The following is a 24,811-nucleotide window of genomic DNA, read 5'->3' on the forward strand; positions in this document are numbered from 1 at the left end:
TTAGTTCTCATCGATCAATTGCTCGGCCAACCGCTGATACAAGTGGCTCATATGAACGGCAGATGCGATGGCGAGCGTTCGCTTGACATCGCTCTCTTTTTCGAGCGATGTACTTAATAGCGTGTCCGCCTGGGCTTCGAACGCTTCTAGATTCTTCACTTTCTGAGCCTGATAGGCCTCGTAGAAGTCTTCAAGTGAGAACGTCTCATCCGACTCGTTCAACGGTCGGAGCGTCTCCTTAATATCACTGATCGACAAGAGACCTTTCATCTCATAAATCAAACTGAGTAACATCAGATGTTCATTTGTATACTTTTTATTTTTGACGGGATGAAACAACTTGCCCTTGGCATAGTTGTTGATCATCGTCTTCGTCAAAATGGTCTCCTCCTCGTTTCGCTTCATCTTCCCATAATGCTGCTCGAACAGCTGGATGACCTGATCCATGTATAAATCGATGGTCGGCAGCACATCCCGCGGGAGTGTGCCTTCCGTTTCGGTAATGTCCTTCGCTTTCATCTACCTCACCTCACTTCCTAAGTATAAAGAAAACTTCCATTTGTCGAAAGGTACACCTTGCTGTTTGTTCCTCTTCAGTATATCATGTAGTTATCGATACTACATGATGTGATAAGGAGTGTTTTACATGCATTCGATTTTCCGTGAACCCATCAACGCACTGACGCATCTTGCCGGTGCGGTACTGGCTTTCATCGCCCTCATCGCGATGGTCGTCAAAGCCTCGTTACTCGGCTCGCCGCTTGCCATTATGGCCGCGATTCTATTCGGGATCAGCCTCGTCTTTCTTTACTTATCGTCAGGTCTTTACCATAGCATCATCGCCTCACCGAACGTCATCGCTTTCTTCCGGAGAATCGATCATGCGATGATTTACGCATTGATTGCGGGTACATACGCACCGCTCACGTTACTCGCGCTCGAAGGACCGACGCGGTGGGTCCTCTTCGGTACCGTACACGCACTCGCCTTGTTCGGCATTATCTTCAAACTCGTTTGGTTCCATGCCCCGCGTTTCTTGTCGACCGCGCTCTATATCGGGATGGGCTGGCTGTCCGTCTTTTTTATCGGACCGCTCCATGACGTAATCGGCAACGCCGGTATCTTCTGGCTCGTCCTCGGTGGCGTCATGTATACCATTGGTGGACTCATTTACGGGTTCAAGCCAAAATTCGTCAACTGGCGAGGCTGGGGCTTCCATGAGGTGTTCCATCTGTTCATCTTGTTCGGAAGCTTCGCCCACTTCGTCTGTGTGTTTTGGTACGTCTTTTAAGTCCTCCTCGTGGAGGGCTTTTTTCATGAGCCGTTTCCTGTACTTTGAATTCAAGATTTCCTACACTAAGGACAGGAGGGATTCATCATGAAAATTGAAGTATGGTCAGATTATGTCTGCCCGTTTTGTTATATCGGTAAGCGTCGTCTAGAAGAGGCGCTCGAACAGTTCCCACAGGCAGACCAAGTGGAAGTCGAATTCAAGAGTTTCGAACTCGACCCGAACGCCCCGACGAATGATTCACGTACCATCTATGAGGCACTCGCAACGAAATATCGGATGCCGATCGAACAGGCAAAAGGAACGACTGCACAAGTCGCCGCTCAGGCCCGCGAAGTCGGACTCGATTACGATTTTGAGAACATGGTCGTGACGGGTACGCTCGACTCGCATCGTTTGACGCATTACGCGAAAACGGTCGGGAAAGAAAAAGAATTGTCGGAAGCGTTGCTTCAGGCGTATTTTGTCGACGCGAAACACATCGGGAATCACGATGTGCTACTTGAAATCGCGACAAGCGTCGGACTCGAACGTGACGCCGTGCGTGACGTCTTGACGACTGACGTGTATACGGAAGACGTCCGTGCCGAAGAGAAACGCGCAAGCGACCTCGGCATCACGGGTGTCCCGTTCTTCGTATTCGACAACAAATATGGGGTGTCTGGTGCTCAGCCGACGGAAGCGTTCACGCAAGTGCTCGAAAAAGTCTGGTCTGAGAACAATCCGACGATCCAAGTCCTTTCGAACGGCGCGACGTGCACCGACGACAACTGTGATATTTGATTGATGAAGAAGCCGACGTTTGGCTTCTTTTTTGTGGCTAAATGAATCATTCTCAAGCATAATTATTATCAACAGATAAGAATCGAGGAATACATCTATGTGGAAAAATCGGAACGTCTGGATCATCTTGACGGGCGAATTCGTCGCCGGTCTTGGTCTATGGCTCGGCATCATCGGGAACTTGGAATTTATGCAAGACCGCGTCCCCTCTGACTTTGTGAAGGCGGTCATTCTCGCCATCGGCTTACTTGCCGGGGTCGCCATCGGTCCGCTCGCGGGTCGCTTGACCGACCAAGGCTCTAAGAAAAACATCATGCTCATCTCGAGCATCGTCCGGGCGCTCAGCGTGATTTTCATGTTCGTCGCCATCGAGACGAATTCGGTCGTGTGGATGGTCGTCTTTTTAATCATCTTACAAGGGTCGGCCGCATTTTATTTCCCTGCCCTGCAGGCAGCGATTCCGCTCATCGTGAAGGAACGGGAGCTCCTCGCCTTGAACGGCGTCCATATGAACGTTTCGACGTTGTCACGTGTCATCGGGACGGCGATTGCAGGTGTCCTTTTGACACTGATCTCGCTCCGTAACGTCTACGCGCTCTCGCTCGTCGCCTATCTGTTGCTAGCGGTGGCGACACTCTTCTTGAAACTCGATGAGACGAAAACGCCCTCAGCGAAAAAGGTCGATGCAAAAGCGTCGAGTGGTTTTAAAGACGTCTTCCCGATCATCAAATCGATTCCAGTCATCTTCATGACACTCGTCATGACGCTCATCCCACTCCTCTTCCTCGGAGGGTTCAACTTGCTCGTCATCAACATCAGTGAGCTGCAAGATTCGACGGCGATTAAAGGATGGATTTATACGGCAGAAGGACTCGCCTTCATGACAGGTGCCTTTATGATTAAACGGATCGGAGAAAAATTCTCGGCGTTCTCGATCTTATTCTCGTTCTCGTTTTTAATCGGTGTCGCCCAACTGATGCTCTATTTTGCGGACATCCCGTTCATGTCCATTGCTGCGTTCGTTCTCTTCGGCTTCTCGGTCGGATGCTTCTTCCCGACGGCGGTCACGATTTTCCAGACACGGATGCCAAAAGAATATCACGGTCGTTTCTTCTCGTTCCGAAACATGCTCGACCGGATCATCTTCCAAGTCGTCCTTCTCGTGACAGGATTCTTCCTCGATTTGATTGGACTTCAGCTCATGGTCGTCTTGTTTGGAATTAGTTCGATTGCGATGACCGGCGCATTTCTTGTATACACGAGAAAGCATCAATTGCATATCGAGGAAGATTCCACAGAGAAGATGTCTTCCTAACAAAAAAACAAGCGGTGACCAAGGTCATCGCTTGTTTGCGTCTTTGAGCTCTCGCCACCACGTCGTCGTATCATTCCGACCGTCGAGCGTGATTCTCTCCCCGATTTTTGGAGTGAGGACGACTTCTTTTGGTAAGAGAGACGACATCTGTTCCGCTGGGTCGAACCAATCGTGGAACGACAGCGTGAACGCCCCCCAATGGATCGGCATCATTTGGTCGGCCCGTAAATCGTGAAACGCTTGCGCGGTCTCTTCCGGTTGCATATGGACGTCTGGCCAGCGCACGTCATATTGCCCGCATTCAAGTGCGGCAAAATCAAACGGCCCGTACTGTTCGCCAATCATCTTGAAATGCGGCGCGTAGCCACTATCCCCACTGAAGAAGAGCCGATCTGTCTCACCTAGGACGACCCATGATGCCCAGAGTGTGCTGTTGCGGTCCGTCAACGAGCGACCGGAGAAGTGACGCGCCGGCGTACAGACGAATGTCCACGACCCTAACGCATACGACTCGCCCCAATCCCGTTCTACGATTCGTTCTGCCCCGACACCCCATCGTTTCAAATGACTCCCTACCCCGAGCGGTACGATGAACATGGCGACCTTGTCTTGGATGGCAAGAATCGTTCCATAATCGAGATGGTCGTAATGGTCATGTGTCAATAAGACGACATCGATTTCGGGCAAGTCCTCTAGTTCGAACGGCAAGTCTTCACTGAAGCGTTCGTTTTTAGCGAACGGGAGTGGGGATGGGCTACGTCCAAACATCGGATCGACGAGCATCGTCTTCCCGTCCATTTGTACCATGAGCGCCGAATGACCGAGCCAATAGATTCTTGTGAAGCTCGAGCCCGTCTTCTCCTCAAAATCGATTGGCACGATCGGAAGACGTTCGGTAGGCTTACGCAGTGACGTCACATCACGATAGTCGCGCGCCATCGACACCATGTCTTGCGCAGAGAAGTTCATCGGTGTCTCATATTGATTACGGAACTTTCCATTGATCCGGTTCGGAGATTGAAGCGATTTCGGCTTTCGTCCAAGTGGTTTGTACTGTGTCAGAATCGTTCCGGTGACAGCCGCCATTCCAACCAATGAGAGCAACATCGTCTTTTTCATGTAGGTCCTCTTTTCTAATAGTTCGTTGAATTGATTATAGCGTGCCTTCGCCGTTTCTATCCGAGAAAGTATGTCGATTCGCTTATCTTTCAAAAAAATGGCGTGCTCTTCATTGAGCATTCTGGTTATTCCATTATATCAGTTCTCTTAAACCAAAAAGACCTGCTCACCCGTGTTTGGTGGAGCAGGTCTTCGGTTAAGATTTTTGCAAGATTTTAATGTCGTTGATGATGTCTTCGGTCGGAACGTTTTGGAAACCAGGATACGCCTTGATGATCTTTCCTTCCTGGTCGACCAAATAGAAATACGTACCGTGGTCGACTTGTGTACCTTCGTCAGGCTTCCGGACGAGCGCCTTGAAGTTCTGTTGGGCAAACGTTTCAATCTCGTCTTGCGAGTAACCTGAGAGGAACTGCCAATCTGCTTTCGCAAGGTCATAGCCACTCATAAACTCTTTCATCTTCTCCGGAGTGTCCACCGTCGGGTCGACGCTGAAGGAAACGAATTGCACGTCTTCGACGCCCTCTTCTTCAAGCGCTTCATTCAGCTTTGTCATATTGTATGTCATCGGTGGACAGACGGTCTCACAGCTTGTGAAAACGAAATCCGCCATCCACACTTTCCCTTTTAAATCGTCAAGACTGACCATTTCTTCATCTTGATTCGTATATTCGAACGATTCGACTTCCCAGTTGAGCGGATCCTCAATCTCTTGACCGCATCCTGCTAGGACGATAAGCATCGTCGTCAAACCAATCATCCACCATTTCTTCACACATGCCAACTCCTTATCGCTTTTTGACGTTCCACATGAGGATCGTGATGAGCGTGAAAGCTGTCAATGCGAGGAACGGGATTGTGATGAACCCGAGCCAGTTAATGTATTGACCGCTACACGGAACTCCTTGTGCACAAGGTTGAATTTCTGCAAAACCTGGCACTTTCTGTACCAAGTAATGGTAAAGTGATACGAAACCGCCTATGATAGTAAGCGGTAACACATATTTCCGAACCGCCCGATCTTCCGTGAAGACGGCAATCCCCAAGAGGATGGTCAGCGGATACATAAAGATACGTTGAATCCAACATAGCTCACATGGCACGAACTCCCGGATCTCACTGAAGTAGAGACTGCCGAGCGTCGCCGTCAACGAGACGAGCCAAGCGAGGTATAACCCATACTTTTCGAGAAATGATTTCATCTTACAAATCCTGCTCGATCAGCTCTTGGATTTTTTCGTAATCGAACGGGTCTTCGAGCATCACACCGTTGATCATGATAGACGGCGTGAATTGGACACCGTTCTCTTTTACAAGACCATCATCCGTACTGACTTTTTCAAGCACGGTCGATTCTTCCCCAAGGTCTTGCTCAAACTTCGCCAAGTCGACCGATGTCGTCTTGCTTGCGATTTCTTTCAGCTTCTCGACGGTCACCCACGCATTGTCGTGTTGTTGTGATTCCGGTTGCGCATCGTAGAGCGCCTTATGGAACTTCCAGAACGACTCAGGATCTTGCTCGTATACCGACTCGGAAGCGAGGGATGCCAAAATTGATTCTTGTCCATGGAACAAGACGTTAATATAGCTGAAGCTGACGTCTTCCTTGTCGAGATAATCCGCTTTCAGTTGCGGGTAAATCGTTTCACCCCACTGTTTACACGAAGGACACTTGTAATCTCCGAACTCGACGACGGATACTTTCGCATCCGGGTTTCCGAGTGTCGGTTGTCCTTCAATCGAGACGTGATCGCCACGCTCGGCTGTCGTCGACTCATCTTGGTTGAGTAAGACGAACACCAATGCGATTAACGCGACCGCAACGATGGTCAAGATGACCAACAATTGATTCTTTTTCATTCTCTTCACCTCTATCTATTTTGACTCGTCTTTCATTATAGCGGAAACTCTTCTTCCTATCATGATATCGACTCGTTTTTCATAATTCTCTTCAATTCAAGCTTTAGGAGGTTTATTTACGCATGATCAAGTCTTTTACGATGCGCCTCGGACTCATTTTGGCGCTCAGCATTGCCACGCTCGTCTTTTTACTGACAATCGCCCTCACTTCTCTCATCAGTCATAGGGCATCTGATTCACTCGAACAAGAAATCGGGGAACGCCTGTCGACGACATCGCATCAGTTGGCGGACAAGCTCGATTTTTATATGTGGTCACGCTATCAAGAAGTCCAACTCTTACAGGGTCTCGATTTAGAGGACCGAGATGAAACACGTCGACTCCTCGATCAAGTCCAGACGAACATCCCCGCCTTCTCATGGATGGGCGTCACGGATGCGGCCGGGACCGTCGTCGCTTCGACGAACGGGATTCTCGAGGGAGCCTCGATTGCCGAACGACCGGTTTATCTCAAAGCACAAGATGCTCCCTTTATCGGAGATGTCCACGAGGCGGTCCTCTTAGCTGAATTATTGCCCAATCCGACGGGGGAACCCCTTCAATTCGTCGATATCAGTGTCCCGCTTTTCCAGGACGGCTCGTTTCAAGGGGTACTTGCCACTCATTTAAGCTGGGCCTGGGGGAAAGAAGTACTCGAACATTTCAATCGAACGCTTCATGAACAAGTCGATGATACGGATTTATTCGTCATCAGTGAACGAGACAGTGTCGTGCTCCTCGGTCCAGACGACATGGTCGGAAAACCACTCCCTGTATCCTTTACAGAAGGCGCCTCCGTGAAAGAGTGGGATGACGGTCAAGACTATCTGACAGGCATGTCAATCGGAGAAGGATATGATGAATATCCTGGACTTGGTTGGCAGGTCGTCGTCCGTCAGCCGACGGCAGTCGCGTTTGCACCGGTCGAGACGCTTGAAACGAGAATTCTATGGATTGGTTTATTGGCCTCACTTGTGACGGCTGTACTCGGTTGGCTACTCGCTTCGATCGTGACGAGACCGTTGAAGCGAATCACCGAAACGGCTTCGCTCATGGAACAAGGGAAAGCGAACACGTTTCCCCATCAATCAGGAATCAAAGAGATTGAGTCGCTCGCGTTCGCGCTCGAATCGCTCGTCACCTCCCTTACGGAGTCAGAGTCGGAACGGGTACACTTTGAAAAACTAGCGAATCGTGACGCACTGACCGGTCTTTCAAATCGGGTCGCCCTACGTGAGCAGCTGAATCAACTACACACCTCGAAAGAACCTTACGTCTTCTTCTATCTCGACCTCGATGGCTTCAAGGCGGTGAATGATACATATGGTCATGGGGTCGGGGACGAGGTATTGGTCGAGGTCGCACAACGGTTACGGGCTCTGCCCATCGAGGAGGCCTATCCCGTTCGATTGAGCGGAGACGAGTTCTTCCTCATGTTCCCAAGGACTGAGCGTTCGACCCAACAAATTCGGGAGGTTGGAAACACACTCATCGATACAATTTCTAAACCGATTACGCTAGACATCGCATCGGTGAAAGTCGGGGCTAGTATCGGGGTGTCCATTTGGAGTCCACCGGAACCACCACACATTGCCATCGAACAAGCGGACGACGCGTTATATCGGTCAAAAGCGAACGGGAAACATCAACTTTCTTTCCATGAGTCGCTCTCATGACATCGTTTCCCCATGCAAAAAGGAGTTCATCATGAACTCCTTTTGCTTATTCTTCCGTTTCCGTATCCACGTCTTTCTTCTGCACGTGTCGCCAGTCCGTTCAAGAATCCAATGACAGCATACATTTCCTCTAACAATACGTCCTGTTCTTTATCGATTTCATCGAAGATGGCTTGTCCCCATCGTTCAATGATTCCGCCGAGTTGAAGATAGTCATCGTTTATTCTTGTCGCGCAACAACTCCAAATAGTCACGAACCTCTTTCAGATTGTCATGTGTCATCGAGATGGCACCCGCTTTTTCTGTCGCCAAGATTTTTTGATGGGTCATCAGATGCATCGCGTCGATAAGATTCCCTACAAAAAAAATACTCGCCCCTACATAGGAGCGAGTACCTTCTCGTTTTACGCTTCGAACAATAATTGTTCTGGATCTTCAATCATGTCTTTAATGTGCTTGAGGAATGTCACAGCCTCACGACCATCTACGATTCGGTGGTCATACGAGAGTGCCACGTACATCATCGGACGGTTCTCCATTGTATCCGCATCGATGGCGACTGGACGGAGTTGAATCGAGTGCATCCCAAGGATAGCGACTTGCGGTCCGTTCAAGATTGGTGTTGAGAGGAGTGAACCGAACACGCCACCGTTTGTGATCGTGAACGTACCACCTGTCAAATCACTCAACCCGAGCTTGTTGTTACGCGCTTTGTCTGCGAGGTGAAGGATGTCTTTCTCGATCTCCCCGAAGTTTTTGCGGTCCGCTTCACGGACGACCGGAACGACGAGACCATCTGGAGCCGAAACGGCGATTCCGATGTCATAATATTTCTTCAAGACGATTTCGTTGCCTTGGATTTCAGCGTTCAAGTAAGGCATCCGCTTGAGAGCCGCCACTGCTGCTTTCGTGAAGAATGACATGAAGCCGAGTTTGACATCGTTGTCTTTCACGAACTTCTCTTGGCGACGTTTACGAAGTGCCATGACCGCAGACATGTCGATTTCATTGAACGTCGTGAGCATCGCTGCTGTCTGTTGCACTTCGACGAGACGGTTCGCGATCGTCTGACGGCGACGTGTCATTTTGATGCGCTCTTCTTCTTTTCCACTTGCAGCTGGTTGTGGTGCCGGAGCTGCTGCCGCTGGTTTCTGCTCTTTCACAGCCGGTTTCTCTTCATGTCTCGATACATCATGGACGTTGATGCGCCCGATTGGATCATTCGTTTGAACGGCTGAGAGATCGATGCCTTTCTCACGAGCGAGTTTACGTGCAGCCGGTGTCGCGATTGGTCCTTTACCCGGGCTCGCCACGTGTTCTTCACGTTTCTCAACTTTCTTGCCTTCCTCGACAGACTCCGTCTTTTTCTCAGTCGGTGCTTCTGTCTTCGTTTCAGTCGCGTTTTCCGTCTTCGTCTTCGTCGCGACAGCCGTACCACCACCTGAACCTGAACCGAGACGTGCGATGACTTCACCGACTTGAACCGTGTCCCCTTCTCCGGCAAGTTGCTCTTCTAACACACCCGCTTCGTCAGCCGGGACTTCGATATTGACTTTATCTGTCTCGAGCTCGACGATGGCTTCCCCTTTTTCGACTTGGTCGCCTGGCTGTTTGAGCCATGTCGCGACCGTTCCTTCCGTAATGGACTCTGCTAACTCCGGTACTTTGATTTCGATCACAATGAGTTCCCCCTTAACTTATTTACGATCTTTTTGATATGTGCTCGTGCCTGCACCGCTCGAGACGACGTCACGAGAGAGTGCTTCACGGATGATGCGTGCTTGTTCTTGTTTATGAGCTGTCGGATTCCCTTCAGCCGGACTCGAACGACGGCGACGACCGATATAACGGACATCGAGTCGGTTCGTTGTGACCGCTTCTAAACGAGGCTCGATATATGTCCAAGCCCCCATGTTTTTCGGTTCTTCCTGAACCCAGACGATTTCACGCGCGTTCGGATAACGGCTGATGACGTCACGAATCTCACGAACCGGGAACGGATAGATTTCTTCGACCCGGACGATATGCAAGAAGTCGAGTGACTCTTCTGACTTGCCGACCGCTTCCGCGAGGTCGATTGCCATTTTCCCTGTACAGAAAACAAGACGTTCGACTTTCTCTGTGTTTTCCCCGAGACCTGGTTGTTCGACGATTGGTTTAAAGCTCTCTTCCGTGAACGCCTCGACTGGTGACGTGGCGAGCGGATGACGAAGCAAACTCTTCGGTGTCATGATGATCATCGGACGAATCTCTTCTTTCCCGAGCATCTCTGCTTGACGACGAAGAATATGGAAGTACTGTGCCGCAGACGAAAGGTTTGCGACTGTCCAGTTTTTCTCCCCGGCAAGTGTCAAGTAACGTTCCATACGTGCACTTGAGTGCTCCGGCCCTTGTCCTTCGTAACCGTGCGGCAAGAGCATGACAAGGCCTGACTTTTGGCCCCATTTCGCGCGTCCCGCCGAGATGAACTGGTCGAACATGACTTGTGCCGAGTTCGCGAAGTCACCGTATTGTGCTTCCCACAAGACGAGTGTATCTTGTGCGAATACGTTGTAGCCATATTCAAATCCAAGCACCGAACCTTCTGAGAGCGGGCTGTTATAGACCGAGAACGATGCTTTCGCCGTCGACAACTCATGGAGTGGCGAGAATTTCTTACCTGACTCGACATCGTTCAACATGATGTTCCGTTGGGCGAACGTTCCGCGCTCTGAATCTTGACCGCTCAAGCGGACCGGCGTACCATCTGAAAGAATTGACGCGAAGGCGAGCGTCTCCGCATGACCCCAGTCAATTTTTCCACCTTCGCTGAACGCATCACGACGACGGTCGAGTACTTTTTGAAGCTTATGGAAGACACCAAAGCCTTCCGGCCAATCAAGCAATTCGTCGTTCAATTGAGTCAGGAGATCGCGTTTCACGCTCGTATCGACTTTCGGGAATCCTTTATGGACCGCATCCGGCAAGACGATATCTGCATCCTCTTCTTCAGAAGGAACGAGGTCGCGCGCTGCTTTCAGCGCTTCTTCAATCTTTTGCTCGATTTGTGCTTTCTCATCTTTCGTCATGACGCCTTCTGCCTCAAGTTGTGCGGCATAGACGTGACGGACAGACTGGTGTCCTTTGATGGCTTTGTAAAGGACCGGGTTCGTGTTCATCGGTTCGTCCATTTCGTTGTGTCCGTATCGACGGTATCCAATCAAATCGACCAAGATATCTTTATGGAATTTCGCACGATATTCACTAATCAACTTCGCGACGGCAACACATGCCTCCGGATCATCCGCATTCACATGGAAGACCGGAATCTCGTAGCCTTTGGCGATATCACTTGCGTAACGCGTCGACCGTGAATCGTTCGGGTCCGTTGTGAAACCGATTGTGTTGTTGGCGATGACGTGAACCGTCCCACCTGTACGGTAACCCGTCAAGTTTGTCATGTTGAGTGTCTCCGCGACGATGCCTTGTCCTGGGAAGGCCGCATCTCCGTGGATCAAGATTGAGGCTGCCAAATCGTCGTGCTGTACAGCCGATCCTTTTTCAGAACGGTCATCTTGTGCGGCACGCGTGTATCCTTCGACGACCGACCCGACGAACTCGAGGTGACTCGGGTTGTTCGCCAAGTTGAGACGGACTTCTTTTTGCTGTTCGACCACTTTCCGGTCAAGACCGAGGTGATATTTCACATCGCCTGACCAACCGAAGTTGATGCCGATTGACCCTTCAGATGGGATCAATTCTTTGTTCGGTGCGTGCTGGAACTCCGCAAAAATCATTTCGTATGGTTTGCCGAGAACATGGGCAAGTACGTTCAAACGTCCACGGTGGGCCATCCCGATGTTGATATGTTCCGAACCGCTCGAAATGAGGCCTCCGACCATCGCATCGAGAAGTGGCACCATCGCATCCAATCCTTCGATCGAGAAGCGTTTTTGTCCGACGTACGTTTTATGAAGGAATGATTCAAACAGTTCGGTTTCAGCCAAACGTTTGAATAACTCAATTTTTTCTTCTTTCGAGAAGGTTTGCTGTAACGCCCCTTGCTCGACTTGACGGCGAATCCACTTCTTCTCTTCCATATCATCTAAGTGACGGAGTTCGATGGCGACCGTTCCTGTATACACGTCAAGCAAGTGACGGAATAGTTCTAAGGCGCTCGCGTTTGGTTTTGGTGCATCATCTGATAAAAGGCGGGCCGGAATTTGTTTTAAGTCTTCTTCTGTCAAATCATAGCGTGACAGTTCGAATAACTCCTGCTCGCGCGGGTGATCTTTTAGTGGGTAAATATCAGCTGCTTTATGACCGAAAGCACGGATGTCGTTGATGAGCCGTGTCGCCGAGACGACCTTCTCTAAATCAAACGATGGACCCGAGACTGGAACTTCTGTCGGTGTCGACGTTTCCGGTGCCCCAAATTCGTCAAAATATCGGCGCGTTTCTTCATCGACCGATGATGGGTCTTCCAAATATTGTTCGTACAGTTCAATGATGTAGCCTAAGTTAGGACCATAAAATGCTTGCGATTTCTCGTGAACATTCGACGACTCTCCCATTGAATAAATCCCCCTTATCCATTCCTAAACGTCCAATCTGTGAACGCTTTCATTTTAACATGTAGCCCGAAGCAGTTCACCCTTCTCCTGCCCTGGTGAACAAAACCAAATCTTGCCTCTAACGCTCAACTTCATACTACACCTTTCGTCGCAGAAAGACCCTTACAAATTCACAATTCGTCCATACTATTTCAATAAGTTTTGCTTATCGATAAATTGTGTCTTGATATATTTGTTTCAACAATTTCAAAAAAAGATGAAACCTTATTTCAAACAGCCCCGTAATAGGGAGTGTAGGCATTACACCATTACTCTTAACAGAAAGCTAGGTGACCACATGTTATCCGTACAAAATGTCCATAAAAAGATGGGAAAAGCAACGGTATTGACAAATGTCAGTTTTGACGTCATTCCAGGAGAAATTTTCGGATTCCTCGGACCGAACGGCGCCGGGAAGACGACAACCATTCGAATCATCACGGGCCTCATGCCTGCGACGCACGGGACCGTGACGGTCGATGGGTATGACGTGGCGAACAACCGCCAAGAAGCGCTCAGCCGAATCGGGGCCATCGTCGAGAATCCTGCATTCTATCCGTACATGACGGGACGGGAAAACTTGATTCATGCGATGAACTTGATTCCGAACTTGAAAAAAGTCGACTTGAATGCACTCGGTGCCCTCGTCGGACTCGACGGAAAGCTCGATATGAAAGTCAAACAGTACTCACTCGGGATGAAACAGCGCCTCGGGATTGCCCGTGCCTTGTTGCATAACCCAAAAGTGCTCATCTTAGATGAGCCGACGAACGGTCTTGACCCAGCCGGGATCGCCGACCTTCGGAATTACTTACGCCATCTTGCGGACCACCGCGGAATCGCCATCCTTATCTCGAGCCATTTATTGAGCGAGATGGAATTGATCACCGACCGTTTCGCAATCATTGACCAAGGACAAATCAAGTCAGTGGAAGACGGACAGACGAAGGCTGACAGCGTCATCCTCTGTAAAGTTGCCAAGGAGCAGATGAACGAGGCGCTTGACGTCGCAGCACTCGCCTTCGATGATGTGAAAATCGTCCAGCAGTCTGCCGAGTCGTTTATCGTACCGCGTCAAGAGACGGACATTCCGGTCTTACTGAAACAATTAATCGAGCGCGATATCGCCGTCTATCAAATTGGTATGAAACACGAGTCGCTCGAAGAACAATTCTTGAAATTGACGAAAAAAGAAGGAGGTACGAACAATGCGTTCATTACTCAGCAATGAATGGATGAAATGGCGTCGTACGATTAAACCATACGTCGCCCTAGGCGTGTATACGGCAATCATCCTCATCGTATACGCTGTATTGGCCAGTGGTGAAGGGACACCGGAAGCGGCATCGTTCTTTGAATTTTCAACGATGGGTGCCATCGCTTTCTTGAGTATTTTTACGATTGTCTTTACGGCCGAGATGGTCGGGAACGAATTGAAATTTGATACGTTGAAACACTTGTTGATGAGCCCGTACTCTCGCGACCGCATCTTATTGTCGAAGCTCGTCATGGCCGTCCTCGTCATGTTGCTCCAATTCGTCTTTATCTTGGTCGTCGCGTTCGGGTTCTCACTCACGTTAGACGGCTCTGTCACATGGGATGTCGTCCGTCCGATCCTCATCAGTGTGAGCGGACCGATCTTCATCATCTTCTTGACGCTCATGTTCTCGGTCGTCTTCAAGTCAGTCGGCGTCGTCATCGGTTTCACGGTACTCGCAAACTTCGCCTCAAGTATCATCGGCGGTCTTCTCGTCGCTTGGAAACCTGAGCTTGCGAAATGGATTGTCTTCTTGCATACAGACCTTTCAATCTATGACGTCAACCCAGAGTTTATGAAAGCGATGGACGCTACGATGGGCTTCTCGATTTTCTATGTCGCCCTTCATATCATCGCCTTCTATCTCATCACGGCATTTATGTTCCGCAGTAAAACGTTCGCTGAATAAGCATACTTCAAATGAAAAAGTGGTACCTCTTTGCTATAGGAGTTTTATAGTAAGGAGGTATTTCTATGTCTAAGACGGCATTACTCATTATTGATTTGTTCAATGATTTTGATTTTGAAGGTGGCGACATGCTACGTAAACATACGGAAGCGATTGTTGAACCGATTCTCGAGCTTAAAAAGCACTTTAAAGAGTTGGACTTGCCCGTCATTTATTGTAATGATAACTTCGGACAATGGAAAGATAGCACGGAAGACATCATTGAGTATGTAAAGGCTTCTAAGGGTGAACATATTGCCTCGCAAATCGAACCGGAAGATGAAGAGTATTTTATTATAAAACCAAGGCACTCCACTTTCTTTGGAACTCAGTTAGATATTTTACTTCGTCAGTTAAACGTGACGAAATTGATTTTAACCGGAGTCGCGACGGATATTTGTATCCTCTTTTCTGCCAATGATGCATATATGCGTGACTATGATATATATGTACCTCGTGATTGTGTGGCGGCAGAAACATCAAAACGTCACGAAAGTGCCTTGACGATTATCGATGAAGCACTGGGAATTGAAATATCTCCTGTGTCTGAATATATGAGTCACATTCAAAAGTGATTTATAGTAATCATCGCGGTCACAAAATCCTAACATTTAGAACGTTTTGAAGCTCTTCTTCTAAGCTATTCTTAAGTTATAACGGTCAGTAAAGGGTGTGATGTTTTTGTACCTAACAATCGGATTAGCCTTGCTCGTCTGTTTGATTGCAATGATTTTCACTATTATGGTCGGGCTCGGGAAAGACCGCTCCACGTACAGTCAAAAGAAGAGCTGGTCGATGGTATCTTGGCTCTACATCATCTTGCTCCCTGTCTCGTTCATCGGACTCGGACTCCTCTACTATTTCATTACGAAATAACACAAAAATCACGATGCCAGCATATAGGCATCGTGATTTTTTTATGCAATCAAGTCACTCCAGATTTTGATGGTACTCGCCAAGATGAGTAGCGCTAAAATCCATTGGAGTGCTTTTGTATTCATATTCTTCCCGACATTCGCCCCGATTGGAGCGGCAATCAGGCTCGCGATAATCATAATGATGGCCGGACCCCAGACAATTTGATCGGTGATGATCTTACCGAACGTCGAGCCAATCGACGAGATGAAGGTGATGGCGAGAGAACTCGCAATCGCCATCTTCGTCGGGATGCGTAAGACGACAAGCATGATCGGCATGAGAATGAACGCCCCCGCTGCCCCGACGATTCCTGCGGCGATTCCTACAATGAAGGCAGAGCTTGCTGCGATCACTTTGTTGAACCGGACTTGGTCGAGTGGCATATCGTCCACTTGTGGCTTCGGCAAGAACATCATGATTGTGGCAATCGTTGCGAGTACGGCATAGACGACATTGATCATCACTTCCGAAAGAATCGTCGATCCGTATCCACCGATGAAGCTACCAATTAATACCGACACCCCCATGTAAAGAATCAACTGCTTGTTTAAGTATCCACCTTTACGATAAGCATAAATCCCGCCGATTGTCGCAAAGAACACTTGAATCGCACTGATTCCGGATACTTCATGCGCGCTGAAAGCCGCGAACCCTAGAATCGGTGGAATGTATAGCAACATCGGATACTTGATGATCGATCCACCAATCCCGACCATCCCAGAAATGAACGACCCGATAAATCCAATTAGAAAGATTGTAATGATAAACCCGAACTCCATATAGACTCCTCCATTTGCTCTCGTCTTCTCTACTTATTCAATCGATTCCCAGGCCATCATCCCGCCTGATACGTCATAGATTTCCGTATAGCCGGCATCCTGTAATTGACTAGCAGCCTGGGCACTTCGGTTACCGCTCCGACAGATCACATAGATTGGTTCGTCTTTCGGATAAGGCAGTTGATTTGCATCTAATGAAGAAAGTGATGCGTTCACCGCCCCTTCGATATGCCCCCCCTCGTATTCAGACGATTCTCGTACGTCAAGGAGTGTTATTTCTTCGTTTTCCAATTTGTTTTGTAGAGTTTTAACGTCAATTCTCGTAATTTCATCCTTTTCTGATGTGATTACAAAGATAAAAATCGCCATTAAAGCCAAAACTCCGACAAATAAGGAAATTCTCTTCATGTTTTACCCTCCAATTCTTTTCACTTGCGCTCATTATACCTTAGGGGGTATATTAAAGCCAACGAAACATTCTCGTTGCCAAAAACCTTAACCATGAAAAGGAGATCACAGACTCATGAAGACGATTACGACTACTGAATTAGAAGCGTTACTTCAAGCAGACGACTCACTCAACCTCATCGATGTGCGAGAGGTAGACGAATATGCTGGAGGTCACATCAAACAAGCGAAGAACGTACCACTTTCTGAATTCGGGGCAAAAGTCGATGAGCTCGATCGCTCTAAACCGATTCACGTCATTTGCGCAGCCGGCGGACGCAGCATGAACGCATCTGCCTATCTCGATTCACTCGGATTCGATGTCACGAACGTCGACGGTGGGATGATGAGCTGGCAAGGCGAAGTCGAATAAACGATTACATCCATAGGGGGAAATTGATATGCTATTACGTTATTTTTATGATGAAAAATTAGCACAAGCTTCATATATGGTCGGTTGCCAAATGACGGGAGAAGCCATCGTCATCGACCCGGCCCGTAACATCGAACCTTATCTTCAAGAAGCGAAAAAAGAAGGTATGAACATCGTCGCAACGGCAGAGACGCATATCCATGCGGACTTTGTATCGGGATCACTCGAACTCGCGAAGCGCACAGGTTCGAAAGCCTACCTATCAGACGAAGGTGATGCTTCTTGGAAGTATGCATTCGCGAAAGAAATCGACGCACAACTCGTCAAAGAAGGCGACACGTTCAAGATCGGAAACGTGACACTCGAAGTCATGCACACACCTGGTCACACACCGGAACATATTTCGTTCCTTCTTTATGACCGCAACCAGACACAACCGATGGGGATCTTCACAGGAGACTTCGTCTTCGTCGGAGACATCGGTCGCCCTGACCTTCTCGAAGAAGCAGCAGGTGTGAAAGGAACAACGGCAATCGGTGCGGAACAAATGTTTGATTCACTCAAAAAATTCATGGCACTTCCTGACTTCGTTCAAGTCTGGCCAGGACACGGCGCAGGTAGTGCATGTGGGAAAGCGCTCGGCGCGATCCCAACATCGACGGTCGGTTACGAGAAAGCGACGAACTGGGCGCTTCAAATGACGGACAAAGATGCCTTCATCAAAGAATTGACGACGGATCAACCAGAACCGCCGAACTACTTCGCGATGATGAAGAAAGTAAACAAAGAAGGCATTCAAGTGACGACGGACATCGCTCGTCCTGAAGTCATCGGGTCGGACCGTCTCGATACACTCGTCGAAGAGACGCAAGTCGTCGACACGCGTAAAGGAGAAGGCTTTGCGAACGGACACGTACCAGGGACAATCAACATCCCGTACAACAACAAGTTCGTCTCGTGGGCTGGCTGGCTCGTCAACTTCGACAAAGACATCACACTTATCGCAAGTGCGGATGACGTCGATCAAGTGCAGACCGACCTTCAATCAATCGGTCTCGATCGCCTTCGCTTCATCGTCCCAGTCGAAGAGCTCGACGCATCACTTTTGACGGAAACGTATACGGACGTGACGGCAGAAGAAGCAATCGAAGCTGCTGAAAAAGGTGACGTGTTCGTCCTCGACGTTCGAAACGCGACAGAATGGAACGCGAGCCATTACGAAAAGGCAGAGCGCATCTTGCTCGGTAAGCTCGCAAGTGACCACGAAGGTCTTCCGACAGACCAAACGATTGCGGTGCATTGTGCGTCAGGCGTCCGCTCACGCATGGCGGCAAGTGTCCTTCAATCGCTCGGCTACAAAGATATCCACAATATCCTCGGTGGCTATGGCGCGATGAAGACTGTCTTGAACGCTCAACAAATCAAGTAATGCTATACTGACTATGAATATGGCGCCCGCTTCGAGAGGGGCGCCTTTTGTTTAGGAGGGAAAGACGTGGTCGCCATCGGTCCACTCAACATTCGTTTCGATTTACTCATCTTTGTACTAAGCCTTGCCGTCCTTTACGGCATCTTCCGCTTTCTCGGGTTGTCGAGTAAACAGCGTGAAGCCGTCATCGGGACATGGTTCTATGGTTTTCTTGCCTGGAAAGGAAGCGCCATCCTCATCGGTCTGTTGACGACTCGTGATATTTCTCTTGCTCTCTATGCTACAGGAGGGGTATGGTCTCAATGGATCGCGGCCGTTGTTATCCTTTGGCTCGTCTATCGACTCGATCGAGACCTTTTAGGATATTGGATGCTGAGCGGGCTCCTCATCTGGCTCGGGATGACGCTCGCGGTTCCGGTATACGGGACGATATTCTCTCTACCCGACCAGCCGATTCATCTTTGGAGTGCTGTCCTTATCCTCATACTATTCGGGATGACATGGCGTTGGATGCATGCACCGACTCGAGGACACCTCCTTTGGACCGTCCTTGGCGCATCTAGTACTTGGCTGTTTCAGTCGTATGCGGTTGGACAAGTTCAATGGTGGATGATGGGCATCTCCTTCATCCTGCTCGGGCTTTCGCTCTATGTCGCTCGTCCTTCAAGAAGAGTCATACAATTGAGTATCGGTGCTCTCGTCTTGCTCGCGATCGTGAATGCTGTCCTGCCAGAGAAAGCGACACAATCTGTCACGACAGAGACGGCGTCAACCGGTTTGAACATCGGGCAAATTCCCCCTTCGTTCGAATTACAGCGAACTGATGGGAGTACATTCGACTTAACTTCACTACGTGGTCAGCGCGTCGTCGTCAACTTTTGGGCGTCCTGGTGCCCGCCTTGTCGGGCGGAGATGCCGGATATGGCGGCGTTCGCGAAAGAGCGAGATGACGTGACCATCGTCGCCGTCAACACGACGACGAGTGAACGCGACCCCGCCGATGCCGTCTCGTTCGTCGAACCGTATGAAGACGCATTTACCGTCGTCTATGACCGTGACGGCCAAGTCGGAGATGCGTATCGGATTCAAGCGATGCCGACGACGTATGTGCTCGATGAATCGGGTGTGATCATCGCGAAGCAATTTGGTGCCATCGACAAGAATTGGCTCGACGCCCAATTGAATTGAACATGACAAAACCGCCGACAAAGAGTTGTCGGCGGTTTATCTTATTGCTTCAAATAGCCTTGTGCTTTCAAAAAGTCTTTGACGTCAAGCCGTGTCGATTTCGACAACATACGCCCCATTTGACCAGTCCACGTATCTTTACGCGGGTTCGAGCCACGGACCATATAGTAATCGTGGATCAACGCATCGTAATCGGAAAGGGACTGCTTCATCCGTTCTGGATTCGCTTCATACATATTTTCATGGTAGACATGTTGGAACGGTAAGCGTGGTTTTTGATCCTCGACTGAGGCCGGTACACCGACGGCCATCCCGAAGAGCGGAATGACCCGTTCCGGCAATACGAGCACTTCTTTCACCGCAAAGAGGTCGTTCCGAATGCCACCGATATAACAAATTCCGAGCCCCATCGACTCTGCCGCCACTGCCGCATTTTGAGAGGCAAGTGCAGCGTCGATCACCGCGACAAGCAACTTTTCATCAGTCTCAAGTGTTGAGGACACTTCTGTTTCTTGCAGTTCACCAATCACTTCATGGCGGTGCAAATCCGCACAAAAAACGAAGAAGTGACCGTTCTCGACGACATAGGACTGGTTGCCCGCAATCTCGGCAAGTCGTTTCTTCTTCGCTTCATCGGTCACCCCAATGATGGAGTAGGCTTGGATAAAGCTAGACGTCGATGCCCGTTGTGCGCTCTCGACGATGGTTTGGATCTGTTTGTCTGTCAATTTCTCGTCCGTAAAATCGCGGACGGAACGGTGGTTCAATAAAGTCTCAATCACTTCGTTCATACGTTCTTCCCCCTTTTTTTCAATCTTGGCATAAGCTCTCTGAATCCACAAATGAGAGGAATCCATCGAGCACATTTTGAGGGAGGACGCTCACATCTCGTCTTCTTATGCTATCATTATAAGCTACATAGTAAATACGATAGTGTAACTTCGAATAAGGAGCGAGATAGATGAAAAGAATACCATTTTACATTCCATTTCTGCTTGGGGTGCTGCTCCTCTCCGGTTGTACGGATGCCGATGTGAGCGTCCCGACATCGACGTCAACTGAGCAAACAGTTGAAGAGGAACCTGTACAAGAGGAACAAATCACCGAGATTCCTGAATCTGAAGGCGATCTTTTTAAAGGCTATACGAAGATCGAGGTCGATGGCGGCGATCAGTCCGGCACACGTGAAGCGAATGTCGTCGTCGATATCGGCTTTGGCGATCGTGAGTATTGGGCGTTCACGAACGAACATGGTCAACTGGTTCGTGTGATTGCCGACGAAATCACGCTTCAAGACGATGAAACCGAAGACGTTAATTCTTCAGGACGCTATTATGCAGACGAGGCAAAAGTTCCGGGTGTCGAAGACCCGAACCTCGACGAAGGCCATATCATCGCCGATTCACTTGGCGGTGTCTCAAACGCCTATAACATCACGCCACAAAACAGCGCACTCAACCGTTACGGCGACCAGGCATTCATGGAAGATGTCATCCGGAAGGCTGGCGGGGCGAAAGACTTCGAAGCTATCATCACCTATCCGAACACGACGACTCAGATTCCTTCCCGCTACCAATACACGTATACCGTACGGGGCAATACGGTCACCGATACGTATGATAACGTGGATCCGGAGGAAGTGAACGAATCGCTCGGATTGACGGATGATTCCCCTCCTGCAGTGACGACGGAACCAGTCGAGGAACGGGAATTATCCGATATCGACCTTGACGGAAACGGACAAGTGACAATCAAAGAAGCAAAGAACGCCGGATTCGAGATGCCGATCACGCGTGACCATTGGCTGTATCAATACATGGACGACCGAGACGGTGACGGGCTGGTCGGGGAATAACTATTAGGAGAGATGATATGCATAAAGTTGGATTTATAGGTGTTTTCTTTACTTTGTTCTCGCTTTTTTTGATAGAGGTTATATCGTATAGCAACGGGATAACAGAAGCGCCAAATCCTTTACTAGAACGTACACTTGTTTATATTGTTCTAATGGGACTTCTATCTGGTGTCTTGATTCTCATTGACTCTATTATTTATTTTAAAAGACGCTAAATACAAATAAGTGTAGCTCATGGCTAGTCATTTGGCTGAATGTGTTTATGGTAACTGCATTCTACAGATGATTGTCGCCATGGGCTTTTTTGTGTTCACTTTGATGTTTCCTTTCATCATACAAAAAACCGCGGTGTAAGACCGCGGTTACGTGTTTAGTTCGACATTTGATTCAAGAATGGTGTGAGATCGACGTTCAACTCTTTCGAGAGACGCTCTCCGAGTTCACGGTCCGCACGATAGAAGTTGCAGATCAAGAGGAGAACGGTCTTCTCGTGACGAACTTTTTTGATATGCGCCACGAGGTTACGAACGAGCGTATCCTTCTCTTCCTGAGAATAGCGACGATACACCTCTCCGGCTTGTCCGAAGTCGTTCGTCTTCTCAATCTTCTGACGACCCGTCACGCCTGTGATCGGTTGCGGCGTCTCGATATAGTCCGCATTTGGCTTCGGCGCGTCTTCGTAACGGTTCGGCTCGTAGTTGACCGGACTCGTCTGTTGCTTGAACGGCATCGCCCCGTCACGCTGGTTGTTCGCGACTTGAGCGAATGGGCAGTTGATTGGGAGTTGGAGATAGTTCGGTCCGATGCGGTAACGCTGCGTATCCGAATACGAGAAGAGTCGTCCTTGGAGCATCTTGTCTTCTGACGGCTGGATCCCTGGTACGAGGACGCCTGGGTTGAAACCGACAGATTCAGTCTCGGCGAAGAAGTTGTCGACATTTTTGTTGAGGGTCATCGTTCCGACCAATTGATACGGGATGACATCTTCGAACCAATCTTTCGTCGCATCGAGCGGGTCGAAGTCAAAGTTGTCCATGTCCGCTGGGTCGAGAATCTGTACATATAGATCCCATTCCGGATAGTCTCCATTTTCAATGGCGTTGAACAGATCACGTGTCGCATGGTTGAAGTCTTCTGCTTGGATTTTCGCCGCTTCTTCCATCGACAAGTTTTGAATTCCTTGCTTCGGTACCCAGCGCATCTTTATGTACACCGTGTTGCCGAATTCATTCACCCACTTGAAGGAATGGACGGATGACCCGCGCATGTGGCGATACGATGCCGGAATGCCTTCGTCACTGAAGAGATGCACGAGCATGTTCGTTGATTCCGGTGTGAGCGACATGAAGTCGAAGAAGCGGTCCGGGTCTTGAAGGTTCGTTTGTGGGTCCGGCTTGAGCGAGTGAATCACGTCCGGGAATTTAATCGCGTCACGGATGAAGAAGACCGGTAAGTTGTTTCCGACGAAATCATAGTTCCCTTCTTCCGTGTAAAACTTGACGGCGAAACCGCGTGGGTCACGAAGAGTCTCAGGTGAACCTAATCCGTGGATGACGGTCGAGAAGCGCGCAAATACAGGCGTCTCTTGCCCTTCTTCTTGCAAGAATGCGGCTTTCGTATAGCGTTTCATACTATTTTTTACAGTGAAGACACCATGCGCCCCTGCGCCTCTCGCGTGAACAACACGTTCTGGTACTCGTTCACGATCGAAATGCGCTAATTTCTCAATTAGTTGGTAGTCTTCGAGAAGCGTTGGGCCCCGACGCCCCGCAGTGATGGAGTTGGCGTTATCCCCGATTGGTACGCCTTGGTTAGTAGTTAGTTGACGGTGTTGATCCATATGATTGCCTCCCATTATTTATAATCATTACAATCTTGATATTAATAAAAAATTAGAATGATTACAAATAAAAAGCTCGTGACTCACGAACTTTTTTTCATACGTCTCTTTTGTTTGGATTTTTCACGTTGATGGAGCGTCACGACGAAAAATGCTGCCAAGATACCGCCTAGGGACCCCGCGATGATGTCGACCATCGTATCGTCATTCCCGTTCCCTTGCATCGTCGTGTTCAGGACGACGTCAGATGTGAATTCATACATCTCCCAAAACGCCGCCCCAGCCACGGAAAAGACGACAATGTATACGAACAAAAATCGTTTCGGGATTTCGGTCCGAATGTCATCATCGAGCCTACTGAAGAAGTCGAATCCAAGGAATGCGAGAAAGATTCCGCTTAAGAGATGAAGGAACGTGTCCCACCAACCATTCCCGTATAGTCCGACAATCGATCCTAAATACTGGGAGGCAAACAAGAATAGGATATACGCCACCTTCATCTTGCCATCGAGTTCAGTTTTAAACGTCTTTTCAATGAAGAACGGGATGAGCCCAGAAATGATTCCGGCCCCCGCTACACTCGCATCGAACCATGATTCTTCAATGATTGATGTGATAAGTATGATCGCCATGAACAAGACGAATCCAAATTCGAGGATACGTCCTTTCGTGAGCTTCATGATGCTTCGCCTTCTTTCTAGTTTGTTCTCTATATGCTCTATTCCCAACTCTCAATCGTGTTCAACCACACAATTGAATTTAGTTGGACTCTCTTGCCATTCACGAACATACGTTCTATAATTAATATTATGAATTCGAGGAGGAACTTGCTATGCCGATCAATCCGTATCTCAACTTTAATGGAAATTGTCGAGACGCCGTAATCTTTTATGCCGATGTGTTCAACCACGCCGCTCCAGACATCATGACGTTCGGTGACCAACCTGGTCCAGACGGTCAACCGGTGCCGAGTGAAATGGCTAATCTCGTGCTGCATACCCGACTATCGATTCACGGCTCATCGCTCATGTTTTCTGATGCGATGCCTGACGGACCGGTCACATTCGGGGACAATGTCACGCTCGCTGTCGTCACAGACGACCTCGAGGCCATCCATCGTGAGTTCGAGGCGCTCTCTGTGAACGGACGTGTCTTGATGCCGCTTCAAGAGACGTTTTGGAGCAAGGCGTACGGCATGCTCGAAGACCAGTTCGGCGTCCAGTGGCAGTTCAGCCACGAAGCATGATCATCCAAAAGATCTTATTCACATTCTCTTATGATGAGGTCTTTTATTCTTTTCAAGATTAGCTTCCCCACAGAGA

General features: G+C 49.0%; 27 protein-coding genes. 13 read left to right on the forward strand and 14 right to left on the reverse strand.

The features are described from left to right. A complete protein-coding gene (locus KNO69_RS09865; RefSeq protein ID WP_214684836.1) occupies window positions 1-519 on the reverse strand; it encodes a DUF1836 domain-containing protein in 519 nt (172 codons plus the stop codon). Between the two features lie 127 nt (window positions 520-646). Between KNO69_RS09865 and trhA the strand changes: the two genes are divergently transcribed. The 3 genes from trhA (at window position 647) to KNO69_RS09880 (ending at window position 3,389) form a co-directional block, all read left to right on the forward strand. Beyond that, window positions 647-1,291 (forward strand): PAQR family membrane homeostasis protein TrhA, encoded by a 645-nt coding sequence (gene trhA, locus KNO69_RS09870; RefSeq protein WP_031421292.1) that lies wholly within the window; start codon window positions 647-649, stop codon window positions 1,289-1,291. A gap of 87 nt (window positions 1,292-1,378) precedes the next feature. Then, window positions 1,379-2,074, forward strand: coding sequence for a DsbA family oxidoreductase (locus tag KNO69_RS09875; protein WP_214689284.1), 696 nt, complete (start codon window positions 1,379-1,381; stop codon window positions 2,072-2,074). Window positions 2,075-2,171: 97 nt separating this feature from the next. Continuing rightward, window positions 2,172-3,389 carry an MFS transporter gene (locus KNO69_RS09880; protein ID WP_214817593.1) on the forward strand — a complete coding sequence of 406 codons (1,218 nt, stop codon included), beginning with the start codon at window positions 2,172-2,174 and terminating at the stop codon, window positions 3,387-3,389. Between the two features lie 24 nt (window positions 3,390-3,413). Here KNO69_RS09880 and KNO69_RS09885 read toward each other — a convergent pair whose 3' ends face one another. From KNO69_RS09885 to KNO69_RS09900, 4 genes are all read right to left on the reverse strand, one after another. Then, window positions 3,414-4,508: an MBL fold metallo-hydrolase gene (locus tag KNO69_RS09885; RefSeq protein WP_214684842.1), complete on the reverse strand. Its 1,095-nt coding sequence runs from the start codon at window positions 4,506-4,508 to the stop codon at window positions 3,414-3,416. 196 nt (window positions 4,509-4,704) lie between these two features. Beyond that, on the reverse strand, window positions 4,705-5,283 hold the full coding sequence (locus tag KNO69_RS09890) for an SCO family protein (RefSeq protein WP_031421282.1): 579 nt from the start codon (window positions 5,281-5,283) through the stop codon (window positions 4,705-4,707). 13 nt (window positions 5,284-5,296) lie between these two features. Further along, window positions 5,297-5,710 carry a disulfide oxidoreductase gene (locus KNO69_RS09895; RefSeq protein WP_214684844.1) on the reverse strand — a complete coding sequence of 138 codons (414 nt, stop codon included), beginning with the start codon at window positions 5,708-5,710 and terminating at the stop codon, window positions 5,297-5,299. Between the two features lies 1 nt (window position 5,711). Next, window positions 5,712-6,368, reverse strand: a complete 657-nt coding sequence (locus KNO69_RS09900; RefSeq protein ID WP_214817595.1) for a DsbA family protein — start codon at window positions 6,366-6,368, stop codon at window positions 5,712-5,714. Between the two features lie 122 nt (window positions 6,369-6,490). On the opposite strand from KNO69_RS09900, the gene KNO69_RS09905 reads away from it, so the two are divergent. Then, a complete protein-coding gene (locus tag KNO69_RS09905) occupies window positions 6,491-8,083 on the forward strand; it encodes a diguanylate cyclase domain-containing protein (protein WP_214684848.1) in 1,593 nt (530 codons plus the stop codon). Window positions 8,084-8,112: 29 nt separating this feature from the next. Here the strand turns inward: KNO69_RS09905 and KNO69_RS09910 are convergent, their stop codons facing one another. The 4 genes from KNO69_RS09910 to KNO69_RS09920 form a co-directional block, all read right to left on the reverse strand. Next, the gene (locus KNO69_RS09910) at window positions 8,113-8,337 is read right to left on the reverse strand and encodes a hypothetical protein (protein WP_214817597.1); all 225 of its coding nucleotides are present in this window, start codon (window positions 8,335-8,337) and stop codon (window positions 8,113-8,115) included. Beyond that, entirely contained in the window at window positions 8,297-8,413 is a 117-nt protein-coding gene (locus KNO69_RS15335; protein ID WP_251124898.1) for a DUF6241 domain-containing protein, read from the reverse strand. Before KNO69_RS15335 ends, KNO69_RS09910 begins: the two co-directional genes overlap by 41 nt. 74 nt (window positions 8,414-8,487) lie before the next feature. Further along, a complete protein-coding gene (gene odhB, locus KNO69_RS09915) occupies window positions 8,488-9,762 on the reverse strand; it encodes a 2-oxoglutarate dehydrogenase complex dihydrolipoyllysine-residue succinyltransferase (protein ID WP_015881017.1) in 1,275 nt (424 codons plus the stop codon). An 18-nt stretch (window positions 9,763-9,780) separates the two neighbouring features. After that, on the reverse strand, window positions 9,781-12,636 hold the full coding sequence (locus KNO69_RS09920; RefSeq protein ID WP_214817599.1) for a 2-oxoglutarate dehydrogenase E1 component: 2,856 nt from the start codon (window positions 12,634-12,636) through the stop codon (window positions 9,781-9,783). Window positions 12,637-12,973: 337 nt separating this feature from the next. On the opposite strand from KNO69_RS09920, the gene KNO69_RS09925 reads away from it, so the two are divergent. The 4 genes from KNO69_RS09925 (at window position 12,974) to KNO69_RS09940 (ending at window position 15,536) form a co-directional block, all read left to right on the forward strand. Then, window positions 12,974-13,906 carry an ABC transporter ATP-binding protein gene (locus KNO69_RS09925; protein WP_214684852.1) on the forward strand — a complete coding sequence of 311 codons (933 nt, stop codon included), beginning with the start codon at window positions 12,974-12,976 and terminating at the stop codon, window positions 13,904-13,906. Next, entirely contained in the window at window positions 13,884-14,621 is a 738-nt protein-coding gene (locus tag KNO69_RS09930; RefSeq protein WP_047795575.1) for an ABC transporter permease, read from the forward strand. The genes KNO69_RS09925 and KNO69_RS09930 overlap by 23 nt, the downstream gene beginning before the upstream one ends. A gap of 65 nt (window positions 14,622-14,686) precedes the next feature. Beyond that, on the forward strand, window positions 14,687-15,235 hold the full coding sequence (locus tag KNO69_RS09935; RefSeq protein ID WP_015881013.1) for a cysteine hydrolase family protein: 549 nt from the start codon (window positions 14,687-14,689) through the stop codon (window positions 15,233-15,235). 100 nt (window positions 15,236-15,335) lie between these two features. Then, complete coding sequence (locus KNO69_RS09940) at window positions 15,336-15,536, forward strand: hypothetical protein (protein ID WP_074037621.1); 201 nt, start codon at window positions 15,336-15,338, stop codon at window positions 15,534-15,536. A 41-nt stretch (window positions 15,537-15,577) separates the two neighbouring features. On the opposite strand, the gene KNO69_RS09945 is transcribed toward KNO69_RS09940, so the two are convergent. Both KNO69_RS09945 and KNO69_RS09950 read right to left on the reverse strand, forming a co-directional pair. After that, entirely contained in the window at window positions 15,578-16,357 is a 780-nt protein-coding gene (locus KNO69_RS09945; protein ID WP_074037622.1) for a sulfite exporter TauE/SafE family protein, read from the reverse strand. Between the two features lie 33 nt (window positions 16,358-16,390). Beyond that, window positions 16,391-16,765 (reverse strand): rhodanese-like domain-containing protein, encoded by a 375-nt coding sequence (locus KNO69_RS09950; protein WP_240499791.1) that lies wholly within the window; start codon window positions 16,763-16,765, stop codon window positions 16,391-16,393. 115 nt (window positions 16,766-16,880) lie between these two features. On the opposite strand from KNO69_RS09950, the gene KNO69_RS09955 reads away from it, so the two are divergent. From KNO69_RS09955 to KNO69_RS15450, 3 genes are all read left to right on the forward strand, one after another. Next, a complete protein-coding gene (locus tag KNO69_RS09955) occupies window positions 16,881-17,177 on the forward strand; it encodes a rhodanese-like domain-containing protein (protein WP_015881009.1) in 297 nt (98 codons plus the stop codon). 28 nt (window positions 17,178-17,205) lie between these two features. After that, a complete protein-coding gene (locus KNO69_RS09960) occupies window positions 17,206-18,606 on the forward strand; it encodes an MBL fold metallo-hydrolase (protein ID WP_214817602.1) in 1,401 nt (466 codons plus the stop codon). 66 nt (window positions 18,607-18,672) lie between these two features. Beyond that, entirely contained in the window at window positions 18,673-19,794 is a 1,122-nt protein-coding gene (locus KNO69_RS15450) for a TlpA family protein disulfide reductase (RefSeq protein WP_214817605.1), read from the forward strand. Between the two features lie 41 nt (window positions 19,795-19,835). Here KNO69_RS15450 and nfsA read toward each other — a convergent pair whose 3' ends face one another. Beyond that, window positions 19,836-20,585, reverse strand: coding sequence for an oxygen-insensitive NADPH nitroreductase (gene nfsA / locus KNO69_RS09970; protein WP_078146470.1), 750 nt, complete (start codon window positions 20,583-20,585; stop codon window positions 19,836-19,838). A 170-nt stretch (window positions 20,586-20,755) separates the two neighbouring features. On the opposite strand from nfsA, the gene KNO69_RS09975 reads away from it, so the two are divergent. Continuing rightward, window positions 20,756-21,649, forward strand: a complete 894-nt coding sequence (locus KNO69_RS09975; protein ID WP_214817608.1) for a DNA/RNA non-specific endonuclease — start codon at window positions 20,756-20,758, stop codon at window positions 21,647-21,649. A gap of 370 nt (window positions 21,650-22,019) precedes the next feature. Here KNO69_RS09975 and KNO69_RS09980 read toward each other — a convergent pair whose 3' ends face one another. After that, window positions 22,020-23,489: a catalase gene (locus tag KNO69_RS09980; protein ID WP_214817610.1), complete on the reverse strand. Its 1,470-nt coding sequence runs from the start codon at window positions 23,487-23,489 to the stop codon at window positions 22,020-22,022. An 83-nt stretch (window positions 23,490-23,572) separates the two neighbouring features. Then, complete coding sequence (locus KNO69_RS09985) at window positions 23,573-24,169, reverse strand: DUF2238 domain-containing protein (protein ID WP_214817613.1); 597 nt, start codon at window positions 24,167-24,169, stop codon at window positions 23,573-23,575. Window positions 24,170-24,321: 152 nt separating this feature from the next. Between KNO69_RS09985 and KNO69_RS09990 the strand changes: the two genes are divergently transcribed. After that, a complete protein-coding gene (locus KNO69_RS09990) occupies window positions 24,322-24,735 on the forward strand; it encodes a VOC family protein (protein WP_078146464.1) in 414 nt (137 codons plus the stop codon). Window positions 24,736-24,811 lie beyond the last annotated feature (76 nt).

The sequence above is a fragment of the Exiguobacterium sp. s131 genome (assembly GCF_018617345.1).
GTDB classification, from domain to species: Bacteria; Bacillota; Bacilli; order Exiguobacteriales; family Exiguobacteriaceae; genus Exiguobacterium; species Exiguobacterium profundum.